Source organism: Pseudomonas sp. LTGT-11-2Z, assembly GCF_003691445.1.
Taxonomy (GTDB): domain Bacteria; phylum Pseudomonadota; class Gammaproteobacteria; order Pseudomonadales; family Pseudomonadaceae; genus Aquipseudomonas; species Aquipseudomonas monteilii.
In genome coordinates, this window is record NZ_CP033104.1 from 6001341 (window position 1) to 6013474 (window position 12134).

At 62.6% G+C, this 12134-nt stretch carries 8 protein-coding genes; 3 read left to right on the forward strand and 5 right to left on the reverse strand.

Going from position 1 to position 12134, the window contains the following annotated elements:
- Positions 1–129: 129 nt before the first annotated feature.
- The 3 genes from gabD to D8767_RS28320 form a co-directional block, all read right to left on the reverse strand.
- Positions 130–1572 (reverse strand): NADP-dependent succinate-semialdehyde dehydrogenase, encoded by a 1443-nt coding sequence (gene gabD, locus D8767_RS28310; RefSeq protein ID WP_015268576.1) that lies wholly within the window; start codon positions 1570–1572, stop codon positions 130–132.
- A gap of 486 nt (positions 1573–2058) precedes the next feature.
- Positions 2059–3735 carry an aryl-sulfate sulfotransferase gene (locus tag D8767_RS28315; protein WP_016714430.1) on the reverse strand — a complete coding sequence of 559 codons (1677 nt, stop codon included), beginning with the start codon at positions 3733–3735 and terminating at the stop codon, positions 2059–2061.
- Between the two features lie 17 nt (positions 3736–3752).
- Positions 3753–6089: a TonB-dependent receptor gene (locus tag D8767_RS28320; protein WP_016714429.1), complete on the reverse strand. Its 2337-nt coding sequence runs from the start codon at positions 6087–6089 to the stop codon at positions 3753–3755.
- Between the two features lie 192 nt (positions 6090–6281).
- On the opposite strand from D8767_RS28320, the gene D8767_RS28325 reads away from it, so the two are divergent.
- Complete coding sequence (locus D8767_RS28325) at positions 6282–7196, forward strand: LysR family transcriptional regulator (protein WP_016714428.1); 915 nt, start codon at positions 6282–6284, stop codon at positions 7194–7196.
- Between the two features lie 121 nt (positions 7197–7317).
- Here the strand turns inward: D8767_RS28325 and D8767_RS28330 are convergent, their stop codons facing one another.
- Both D8767_RS28330 and D8767_RS28335 read right to left on the reverse strand, forming a co-directional pair.
- On the reverse strand, positions 7318–8223 hold the full coding sequence (locus D8767_RS28330) for a TauD/TfdA family dioxygenase (protein WP_016714427.1): 906 nt from the start codon (positions 8221–8223) through the stop codon (positions 7318–7320).
- Between the two features lie 38 nt (positions 8224–8261).
- A complete protein-coding gene (locus tag D8767_RS28335) occupies positions 8262–9299 on the reverse strand; it encodes an ABC transporter substrate-binding protein (RefSeq protein WP_016714426.1) in 1038 nt (345 codons plus the stop codon).
- 297 nt (positions 9300–9596) lie between these two features.
- On the opposite strand from D8767_RS28335, the gene D8767_RS28340 reads away from it, so the two are divergent.
- Positions 9597–11201: an ABC transporter permease gene (locus tag D8767_RS28340; RefSeq protein ID WP_028699559.1), complete on the forward strand. Its 1605-nt coding sequence runs from the start codon at positions 9597–9599 to the stop codon at positions 11199–11201.
- A complete protein-coding gene (locus D8767_RS28345) occupies positions 11198–12058 on the forward strand; it encodes an ABC transporter ATP-binding protein (RefSeq protein ID WP_016714424.1) in 861 nt (286 codons plus the stop codon). The genes D8767_RS28340 and D8767_RS28345 overlap by 4 nt, the downstream gene beginning before the upstream one ends.
- The last annotated feature ends 76 nt before the right edge of the window (positions 12059–12134 follow it).

A 12134-nucleotide genomic window follows, 5' to 3' on the forward strand; every position in this document is an offset into this window, starting at 1 on the left:
GTGCTCGCGAACAGTATTCGTTGATCGACTGCCGCAAACGCCCTGGCCACCAGGTACTGCGATGTAAAAAAGGCCAGCGAGACGTCGCTCTCGCGCCCCGCTGGCAGAGGTAAAGCCTTTACCGTGCTATCAGACGCTGATGCACAGGTATTTGATTTCGAGGTAGTCCTCGATACCGTACTTGGAACCTTCGCGGCCCAGGCCCGAAGCCTTGATGCCGCCGAATGGCGCGACTTCGTTGGAGATCAGGCCGGTGTTGATACCCACCATGCCGTATTCCAGGGCTTCGGCAACACGGAACACACGGCTCATGTCGCGGGCGTAGAAGTACGAAGCCAGGCCGAACTCGGTGTCGTTGGACATGGCGATGACTTCGGCTTCGTCTTTGAAGCGGAACAGCGGCGCCAGTGGGCCGAAGGTCTCTTCCTTGGCGACGGCAGCGGTCTTCGGTACGTCAACCAGGATGGTCGGCTCGAAGAAGTTGCCTTCGATGATCTTGCCACCAGACAGCACCTTGGCGCCTTTGCCAACGGCGTCTTCGATGTGTTCCTGAACCTTGGCGACAGCTTTACCGTCGATCAGCGGGCCAGTGGTGGTGCCTTCTTCCAAGCCGTTACCGATCTTCAGCTTGGCGACAGCGGCGGCCAGCTTCTGGGCGAACGCGTCGTAGACGCCGTCCTGCACGTAGATACGGTTGGCGCAGACGCAGGTCTGGCCGTTGTTACGGTACTTGGAGATGATCGCGCCCTCGACCGCCTTGTCCAGGTCGGCGTCGTCAAACACGATGAACGGGGCGTTGCCACCCAGCTCCAGGGAAACCTTCTTGATGTCCTTGGCGCATTCTTCCATCAGCTGGCGACCGATTTCGGTCGAGCCGGTGAAGGACAGCTTGCGTACCAGGGAGTTACCGGTCAATTCGCCGCCCACTTCGCCAGCGCTGCCGGTAACGACGCTCAGCACGCCAGCCGGGATACCGGCACGGTGGGCCAGCTCGACCAGGGCCAGGGCGGAGTATGGGGTTTGCGAGGCAGGCTTGAGCACCATGGTGCAGCCAGCGGCCAGGGCCGGGCCGGCTTTACGGGTGATCATGGCGGCCGGGAAGTTCCACGGGGTGATGGCCGCGGTAACGCCGATTGGCTGCTTGATAACGATCAGACGCTTGTCTGGCTGGTGGCCAGGGATGGTGTCACCGTAGACGCGCTTGGCTTCTTCGGCGAACCACTCGATGAACGAGGCGGCGTAGGCGATTTCGCCCTTGGCTTCGGCCAGTGGCTTGCCTTGTTCGGTGGTCATCAGGCGAGCCAGGTCGTCCTGGTTCTCGATCATCAGTTCGAACCAGCGACGCAGCTTGGCCGAACGCTCTTTGGCGGTCAGGGCACGCCAGGCCGGCAGGGCCTTGTCGGCGGCTTCGATGGCGCGGCGGGTTTCCGCGGTGCCCATCTTCGGCACGGTACCGATGACTTCACCGGTGGCCGGGTTGGTCACCTTGATGGTCTGGCCGTTGTCCGCATCCAGCCACTCACCATTGATGTAGGCTTGCTGGCGGAACAACTGAGCGTCTTTGAGCTGCATGTCGGCTTCCCGAATTGTTGATTGTTGAAAAGCGCCCAAGGCAGGGCATCGAGCGTTTGAAATCTCAAACGAATGCTAAGCGGCTGCTGGGGTGTTGGACAATAGGCTGTTCGAAAAAAAGAACGAATGGTTGAACAGTCCGTCCGGAAATGTCGCTTCAGGTTAGACGATCGAGCGGTGGGAAATGTGAAAGTTTGGCGCTTGCCATAACAGCTTTTGCGCCTGTCAGACTGAGCGCCGCCCGCGCGGCGCATCGCGAGCTGCGCTCGCTCCTACGTTTGTTTCGGGCCAATGTTTCCTGTGGGATTTGCGCGCGTACGCTTTGGCGCATGGCGGGATATCGCGTCGTACACACAAGGCGGACGGTCGCGCGCGCAGGCGCTATTGGCCCGAAACAGACGTAGGAGCGAGCACAGCTCGCGATGCGCCGCGCGGGCGGCGCTCGATGTACGTATCAACACAAAAATTACGTCAGGCCTACCGAGCTCAGAAGGCCTTGGCCAGGTCGATCACCAGTGCCCGGTAGCCGACACTGCCCGGCTGACGGCTGTGCACCTTCAACTCCACCAGCACCTCCTGGGTCCCACGCCGCACTTCGTTGAGCACGGTCGTGGTCAACTTGTCCGGCGTCAGGAAGTTTACCGATGCCGAGTAGATGAACTGGGTATCGGTCTCCGGCCGGTAAGCCACCACCGAAGTGACCGGGCTGTACCACTCGTCACCGCGCTCCTTGCCGTACTCCCACACCTGCTCGACCGTGCCCTTGGCCTCGTCGATGCGGTATTCCACTGCCCGGCTGTAGTTGCCGCTCAGCTTGGTCGGTGCAAAGTCACGGCCCCAGCCATTGTCGAACACGGTCAGCGTACCCTTGCCGGTCAGCCAGGCCGTGTGCTGGGTCCACGACCAGTCGAAACCTTCGCTTTCGACCGGTTTCAGTACCTTTTCACGCAGATGCTGCGGCCAGCCTTGGGGCGAGGCAAGGATCCATTTCACCTGCTTGTCGCGGCCGATCTTCGCCACGCCCTGGTGCCGTGCTGAAACGATGATGCTGTCGTCATCGGCGTCGTAGTCGATGGCATTGACGTGCGCCCAGTTGCGCCCGGTGCCCACGCCGGGGGTGTCACCAAAGGGCAAATCACCTTCGGCCAGTTCATTTGCCAGCCGCTCGTCTTGCTTCTGCACCCCTTCCGGCAACTGAATGGCGGCCTTGCCCAAGGTTTCCAGCAAGTCGCCTCGATACGGATCGAGGATCTGGTTGAGGTCCCAGAAGTCCAGCACATCCCCGGCCTCGTTAACCTCGATGATGTGGTCACGGATCGAACGTACGCGCTTACCGTCCGGACGGCGATAGTCGCTGGTACCCACCCGCAGCAGATAAGTGCCATTGGTGGTCTCGCGGATTTCATGGGAGAAATCGGCGAACTTGTCGGGCAGCGAGCGCTGCCAGATACGCCGACCCAGCAGGTCGCACTTGGAATAGGTCTGGCCCTGGCCCCAGATCAGCTTGCCATCGCGGGTCTGCTGGAAGCCCATGGTGCCGCCCAGTCCATCGCGGCGGTTGGAATCGTGGATCTGCTCGATGTCCAGATACCAGCGCACATCGCCGTTGCTGTCGGCGATCCAGTTGTTGCCCACCTGGTCCCACTCCGCCGCACCGCCCAGGGCGTTCCACTTGAAGGCACGGCCACCCGGGATGTCACCCTGCAAGTGGTTGAAGAGGTAAAGGCGCTTTTCAAAACCCGACGCCACCTTGATCGGTTCCACTTCCGGCAACGCGGCGGTCTGCTTCGCCACCACCGGCAGGCGCACGGCCGGGGCGTAGATCTGGTACTGCTGGCGAATACGCTCGCCGTCCAGCTTGTAGGTCACCTCCACCTGGTTGACGTGGTCCGGGTACAGGCCAAACACCGGGATGCCGCCGTAGGTCCACAATGAGCGATCAGACACGTCATAGACGATGTCCACCCCGCGCTCCCCGCGCCCCAGCACGCGTACATGCGCGGCACTCAGGCTGCGCCCACCGTCGCGGATAATCGCGGTCAGCGGTGCCAGCCGGTAAGGATTGACCACCACGTCGCCGAGCAGCGTTTCGTCGCGTTCCGGCACTTTCGCGGTCAGGCAGGCGCCCTCAGGCAATGCAGGGGTTTCAGTCTTGGCATTCATGGCAAAGCTCCTTGTGCTCAGAAGTCGTAACGGGCAGTTGCGCCGAAGGTGCGCGGGGTGCCGAGTACACCGGCATAGCCACCGTTGGCGGAGTTCCACAGGCTGGTGAAATAGGTTTTGTCGCCGGCGTTTTTCACCCACAGCGACAGGTCGACCACGCCGTCGCCCTGGTCCAGGCGCACACCGGCTGAAAGGTTGACCAGCGCGTAGCTGGGGATCTGGCCGAAATCGGAATCGTCGATGGTGCCCACCGCCTTCGAGCGGAAGGCGTAGCTGGCAGTGACGTAGGGTTCTACGTGCTCGGTGGCCTGCCATTTGTATTGGGTGTTGAGGTTGGCGATGTACTTGGAGGCACCGACCACCTGGTGGCCGGACAGGTCGCAGGTGGCGGTGGCATTGGCCAGGCTCACCTCAGGTGGGCACGGGGCGTCCTTGTACTCGGTGTAGCGCACATCGTTCCACGAGCCGTTGAAGTTGACGGTAAGCCCGCGGATCGGCAGCGCCGTGGCCTCGAACTCCAGCCCGCGCGACCGCACGCGGCCGGCGTTGGCCAGGTATTGCACGCGGTTGATCTGGTCGTAGACGTTGGCCTGGTAGCCATGTACTTCGGCCCAGAACAGGTTGCTGTTAAGTTGCAGCCGACCGTCGAACAGGGTGCTTTTCAAACCCAGTTCGGCGTTGTTGACCCGCTCGGTGCCCACCAGAAGCGAATCGGTACCCAACCGTGGCGCAGCACCGACGGTAAGGTTGACGCCGCCCGACTTCTCGCCGTGGGTCAGGGTGGCGTAGCCCAGCAACTGCTCGTTGAAGCGGTAGCTCAGGCCCAGCAGGCCGGAGGGGCTGAAGCTGTACTGGTTGAGGTCACCCGAGTCGTAGGCCCCTATCCGGGCCTGCCGCGCCGCTGCAGCAGCACCCGTTACAGCCGCACCGCCGCTTGGTGCATCGCGGGTTACCCAGGCGCTCTTCTCCTCATAGGTACCGCGAATGCCGGCAGTGAAATCCAGACGATCGGTGACATGCCAGGTGCCTTGGGCGAACAGCGCGTAGCTGTCGGTGTCGATGTGGCCGTTGCCGATGGTGTCGACATTGTTCAAGGCACCAGCGGGCGTCAGGTTCCAGACATCCGCCTGCGGTCCGTAATAAGTGAAGGACTTGTTGTCCAGGTCCTGCTTGAAGTAGTACGCCCCCAGCACATAGTCGAAGGCGCCACCGGTGGGCGAAGCCAGGCGGATTTCCTGCGAGTACTGCTTGTCACGTACCGATACCCCGGCGTTGTAGAACACCGGCACGTTCAGGCCATCGTCGTTGCGCGGGGTGAAGTCCCACCAGCGGTAGGCGGTGATCGAAGTCAGGGTGAAATCGTTGGGCAACGTCCAGTTGGCCTCCACCGAGGTGCCGCCCTGGAACACCGTTACTTGCTGGTCGGCGTCGAAATTGACCTTGCGGTCCTTGCCCGACACCAGTGTCGCGCCCGCCTGGGCGGCCAGGCTTTCGTAGCGGTTGACGCCATTGATGGTGGGGCCGGTGCTGTACAGGCTGAGGATGCCGTTGTTGGAGTCTTCTTCGTTGTACTCGCCGATCCAGCGCAGGTTGAAGGTGTCGCTGGGCTTGAACAGCAACTGCGTACGAAAGCCCTGCCGCTTGCCTCCGTTGAGGTCGTCGCCGTTGTGGATGTTCTTCACATAGCCATCATCTTCGGTGCGGTAGGCACTGATACGCCCGGCCAAGGTCTCGCTGATCGGCCCCGAGAAGCTGCCTTGCGTTTGCAGGTAGCCGTCTTCGCCAATCGACTGCTGGATGCTGCCCTCGCGGTAGAAGGTGGGCTTGCGCGTGGTGATGTTCAGCACCCCGGCGGTGGTGTTCTTGCCGAACAGCGTGCCCTGCGGGCCGCGCAGCACCTCCAGTTGCTCCACGTCCAGCAGGTCGAACACCGCCATGCCGGGGCGACCGAGGTAGACGTTATCCAGATAGATGCCGACGCTGCCCTCCAAACCATCGCTGGCCGGGTTGTTGCCCAGGCCGCGAATCGAGATGCTCGACTGGCGGGCATGCACATAGGCGACGTTGGTGCTGGGCACCAGCTGTTGCAGATCCTGCACGCGGTAGATGCGCTGGGTTTCCAGGGTCTCGCTGTCGAGCACGCTGATCGGCGTGGGCACGCTCTGCGCGGTTTCTTCGCGACGGCGGGCATTGACCGTGACAGTGCCAAGCTTGGCTTCCTGCTCCACCGCCGGGCTGGCGCTGACCGGTTCTTCGGCGAAGCTGCCAGAAGACGCCGCCAGCAGCACGCCAGCGGCCAAGGGTTGCAAGGTTAAACGCGACGCGCGCGCAGGCCAACGGGAAAGTCCGGACATGCAAATGCTCCTTGAGGCATGGGCCCTGGCGAGCATTTCCGTTGGCGGAACCGAATCGCGGTCAGTCGGGCTTATATTCTTTTAAGTGATATAAATATTTGTAATTCATATTTAGTGGAATAAGCAACACCCTTTATAAGGGGACTCACCCTTGTCAGCAATTGCATTTGACCGAAGGTTTTAATGTAGAAAATGCATATCGATCTGCGTCAGTTGCGCCACTACATCGCCCTTGTCGAGCACCGCAGTTTCGTGGCCGCTGCGGCTGCCGTGAACCTGTCACAATCGGCGTTCAGCCGCAGCATCCAGACTTTGGAGCACAACATTGGCTGCCGCCTGGTGGACCGCGCCAGCAAGGAGCTGGCGCCCACCCGCCAAGGCTTGTTGGTGCTGGAGCATTCGCGGCGGCTGGTGCATGGGGCGCACAACCTGGTCAACGAAATCCACCAGTTCAACGGCGCCACCACGGGCGTGGTGCGCTTCGGCTCCGGCCCGGCACCGGCCGGAGGGTTGGTGCCACGGGCGGTGGCGCGCTTCGTGGCCGAGTACCCGGCGGCGCGCACCTGCTTTCAGGTGGACAACTGGCAGGCGCTGAACCGCAAGCTGGTTGCCGAAGAGATCGAGTTCTTTGTTGCCGACACCCGCCAGTTCGAGTCCGACCCGGATTACCAAGTGCACAAGCTGGCCCCGCAACGCTGGCATTTCTGCTGCCGCGCCGGGCACCCACTGACCGAACAGGAGAGCGTGCAGGCGCGTGACCTGTTCGACTACCCGCTGGCCACGACCTTCAGGCCGCCGAATATCCGCAAAATCCTCAGCGACCTGAGCGGGCGGCAGGACTTCCTGCCATCGGTGGAGTGCGAGCATGGCTATGCGCTGCTGAATGTAGTGATGCATTCGGACACCATCGGCATTGCCTGCAATGCCAATTTGCGGCCGTATGAGATGGAACGGGGACTGGTGGCGTTGAAGCTGGCGGACCTGACGCCGGAGCAGGAGGAGACGTTCTATACCCGCTATGGTGTGGTGAGCCGGGTGGGTTATGGCTTGTCGCCGTTGGCGCAGGGGTTGGTCAGGCAGTTGATAGCCTGTGATACCGAAATCTGAAGGTTGGCGGCGGCCCCTGTGGGAGCGGGTTCATCGGAACGCCGCACCGCCGCGAATGCGATGTTGGCATCACCGCTGCATTCGCGGGTAAACCCGCTCCCACAGGGACTGCAATCAGGGCTTAGCCCTTGCGGGTAGTCCGGCTCAACTGCCCATCCACCCCGACCGGCACTTCACCCGCCAACGTCACCCGGCGCACTACTCGTGGCTGAGTCCCGTAATCATCCACCGCATAGTGCTGCGTCGCCCGGTTATCCCAGATCGCCACATCTCCCGCCTGCCAGCGCCAGCGCACAGTGTTCTCCAGGCGCGTCACATGCCCCTGCAACACCGCAAACAGGTGCTGCGAATCCGCCAGCGAATAGCCCTTGATGCGCTTCACGAAATGCCCCAGTTGCAGCGCCCGCTCGCCACTGATCGGGTGCACGCGCACCACCGGGTGTTCGGTCTCGTAAACGGTCGATGTGAATACCTTGCGATAGCGCTCCAGCTTGGCCGGGTCCACATCGGGCTTGATGCTGGCATAGTCGTATTCGTTGCTGTGCACCGCCCACAACTTGTCGGCCAGTTCGCGCAGCGGCTCGGGCAGTTCCTGATAGGCCGCAGCCGTGTTGGCCCACACGGTATCGCCACCCGAAGCCGGCGCCACCACGCTGCGCAGGATCGAGGCCTTCGGGTAGGCGTCGACGAAGGTCACGTCAGTGTGCCAGGAGTTTGCCCGCTGGCCTTCGGCGCCATCGAGTTGCAGCAGGTAGCTGGTGCCGTCCACCACCGGCACGGTGGGGTGGGCGACCGGCTCGCCAAGCAGCTTGGCGAAGGCTTCCTGGCTCTGGTCATCCAGGTGGGTCTGGCCACGGAAGAAGATCACCTTGTGCTTCACCAGCGCCGCCTGAATGGCGTCCAGGGTGGCGGCATCGAGGTCGGCAGACAGTTGCACACCACGGATTTCGGCGCCGATACGGCCGGCAACCGGGTGAATGTCGAGTTCGAGGGTTTGTGGCACGTTGGCCAGGGCGGCATTGCTCATGGTCGTGGTCCTTGCGGTTGTTGTCGGGTTGTTCGGATTCAGCGGGCGGCCTGCACGGCCTGTTCCTGTTTCAGCGCGGCATCGAGAAAGCGCGGTTCGATCCAGTCGGCAACCTGGAAACCACGGCGGATAAGCCGCTCCTTGGCTGCCAGGTCGACGCCCTGCTGCAACTGGCCGACGAATTCGGCGTCCAGGCGTGGGTCGAAGTAGTGGGCGAGGTCTTCCTTGGCCAGGTCATCACTGAGGATGCTGCGTGGCCAGTTGGCGTTGTTGGCCACCAGGTTGATGTAGGCGTCGCGGTTATGTTCGTCACGCAACCAGGTACTGGCCTGCTCCTGGGCGTTGACCAGGCGCTGGACCAGTTCGGGGTACTTGCGGATGAAGTCACCAGTGCCCAGCAGCACTGCCTGGGTGCTACCGGCGCCTTCGAGGTCCCGCGAGTTGACCGGCAGCTCGACCAGCCCGCGTTCACGCAGCGACAGCAGGTTGGACAGGCCCCAGGTGGCGTCGATCTGCTTGGCCGCCAGCGCAGCGTTGGCGGCGTTGAAGTCCAGGTTGATCACCTTCAGCTCACGCTCGGTCAGCCCTTGGCTGGCCAGGGCGCTGGCGAACGACAGCTGGTTGGCTGTACCGCGGAACACCGCTACGCGCTTGCCCTTGAGGTCGTGCAGGCTCTTGATGCCAGAGCCTGGCACCACGCCCAGGTAGCTCTTGACCCCACGCACGCCCGCCGTCAGCACGCGGGTATCCAGGCCATTGGCCTTGCCGACGATCGCAGCCAGGTCGCCCAGGTAGGCAAAGTCGGCCTGGCCGTTGGCCAACGCCTCGTTCACCACGGGGCCGGCCCCCTTGAAGAAGTGCCAGTCGATGCGGATGCCATCCTTGGCGAATTCCTTCTCCAGCAACTGCTGGTCACGCAATACATCGACTACGCCGCCTGCGCTGGGCTTGCTGCCGGCGCTGAGGTCGGGTACGGCGATGCGGATGCTTTCAGGCTTGGCTGGCTCGGTCGCCTGGGCGCTGAGGGTGATGGCCAGCCCAAGGGCGGTAATCAGGTGGCGCAACGGGGTTTTCATGGCAAGGCTCCTTGGCAGGCTGCCACCGGCGATGGCCGGCGCGTTGGCCAGAAGCTAGGCAGGTCTGGTTAGAACCTACAAAGATCAAAACTTCATTTTTTAGTAACTGGAAGGCATAAATTAGGCGGCATGCGGGCCTGCGACAGGCTTGCGAAAAGTGCATGGAAAATATGAGGAAAACGCAACGGCGGGGGGCTTCCGTATGCACGGGGCGCATGCTCTTATCTCTTGAAAGTCACTTTATGGTTTTTTTAATTCCATAAATGAATAACCTAAAAACGCTTCGAGAGATGGCCGATGAATGGAGTTCTGAGCAGGAATCGGGGGGGGCCGCTACGCGACCCATTCGCGGCGCAAGGCCGCTCCCACAGGGTCCGCATTCTCTCGGCAGAGCGAGTTCTGCCTTGGTTGCTGCCTGTGCTGATTGCACTTCTGTGGGTGGTGGCCAGCCGGCAGCACTGGATGAGCGAGCAGATTCTGCCGGCGCCAGCGCTGGTGTGGCAGAGCGCGGTGGAGTTTGGCTCGGGCGAGCTTTGGGGGCACCTGTGGATAAGCTTGCAACGGTTGTTCTGGGGGCTGGCGGTAGGTATCGGCAGCGGCTTGCTGCTGGGCTTATGGCTGGGCGCTTCGCAGCGGGCACAGACATTGGTGCTGCCAACCTTCGTGGCACTGGCACAGATTCCTACGCTGGCCTGGATTCCGTTGTTCATGCTGTTCTTCGGCATCGGCGAGTTGTTGAAGCTCGTGGTACTGGTAAAGGCCGTGGTGGTTCCCGTCACCTTGCACACGCTGGTAGGTGTACGCGATGCCCAGCCCAAACTGCGTGAAGCCGCGTTGGCCATGCGCCTGCCCCGGCACTTGCTGTTTCTGCGCCTGCTGCTGCCGGCTGCCCTGCCCGCGTTTCTCACCGGCGTGCGCTTGGCCCTTGCCACCGGTTGGACCTCGCTGCTGGCGGTCGAGTTGCTGGCCTCCAGCGAAGGGATCGGCTACCTGATGGTGTGGGGTCGGCAGCTGTTCATGCTCGACCTTGTGCTGCTGTGCATCCTGGTGATCGGCCTGGTCGGTGCCGTGCTGGAGCGCAGCTTCTCTATCCTGGAAAAGCACGTGCTGTTCTGGCCACAACCGGCCACCGGCGAACAGCAGCGCGGGCCAGTGCCACGAGGCTGGCAAAGCCTGCTGTTGCCGCTGGCACTACTGGCAGTGTGGCAAGCCTGCAGCAGCTTTGGCTGGGTTGACCCGAACATTCTCACCTCACCACTTGAGGTACTGCGCACGTTGCTGGTCGGTTTGGCCGACGGGTCGCTGCCGCAGGCCTTGCTGCTGAGCCTGGAACGCACCCTCACCGGCCTGCTGCTGGGGGGTGGCGCCGGCCTGCTGACCGGGTTGCTGCTAGGGCTTTCAAACCACGCAGAACGCCTTTTCGGGCCAAGCCTTTCGGCCTTGCGCCAGGTGGCGCTGTTCGCCTGGGTGCCGCTGCTCACCGCCTGGTTCGGCCTGGGTGAAGGGGCCAAGCACGTTTTCGTAGGCTTGGCCGCGTTCTTCCCGTTGCTGATCGCTACTCAGCGGGGTATCGCCAGCCTCTCGCCACAGCTGGGCGAAGCCGCCCGCACGCTGCGCCTGAACCTGTGGCAACGCTTGCGTCTGCTGGTACTGCCCGGTGCGGCCCCGGCGATTTTCGCCGGGCTGCGCCTGTCGCTGATCTACGCCTGGCTGGGCACCATCGGCGCCGAATACTTCATGCCTTCGGACGGCGGCATCGCCAGCCTGATGATCGGCGCCCAGCAACTGTTCCGCATGGACCAGGTAATGGCCGCCATGGTCCTGATCGGCCTGGTCGGCGCCCTGCTCGGCAACCTTGGACAACGCCTCGAATCGCGCGCCACGCGCTGGAGAACCGCATGAACGCCTTCAACACCTCACACCTGCACGCGGCCAACCAGCCCGACACCACCCCGCCCCTGGTCAGCTTCGAAGGGGTCGGCAAGGTGTTCACCGTGGACGGCCAACCGTTCGAGGCCATCCGCAACTTCAACCTGTCGATCAACGAAGGCGAGTTCATCGCCATTGTCGGCGCATCCGGTTGTGGCAAGTCCACCTTGCTGCGCTTGCTGGTTGGGCTGGATACCGACTACAGCGGCAGCATTCGCGTCGACGGCCATACCGTCAAAGGCATTGGTGGTGAGCGCGGCATCGTGTTCCAGGAGCATCGTCTGTTTCCATGGCTGACCGTGGAACAGAACATTGCCCTGGGCCTGGTCAATGAGTCGCTGACGCAAGGTGAACGTGCGCGGCGCGTACATGAGTTCGTGCAACTGGTGGGGCTGGTGGGCTTCGAATCGGCTTACCCGCACCAGCTTTCCGGCGGCATGGCACAGCGCGTGGCTATCGCACGTGGGCTGGTCGCCAGCCCTCGGATCCTGCTGCTAGACGAACCATTCGGCGCGCTGGATGCGCTGACCCGCCAGCAACTGCAGGACGAGTTGCTGGCCATTCGCGAACGTGCCGGCATCACCACCTTGCTGGTCACTCACGATGCCGAAGAGGCGACTTACCTGGCGGACCGGGTCGTGGTGCTGGAGCCACGCCCGGGCAGGATCAAGTCGGTGGTGGAAATCGACCTGCCGCACCCCCGGTTGCGCACAGGCGTTGCACTGCATGGCCTGCGCGAGAAAGTGCTGCACCAGATTACTGGAACTGGCGGTTACCTGCCGCCAGTACGTCGCGTGGAAGGGCTAAGGCCGGAACTGATCGCGCTCTGATCGGGTTGAACGCCCAGCCGGAGTGACTTGGCAGGTAAAAACAGCTACAGATCAAGGCGATGGACGCCACCGATTC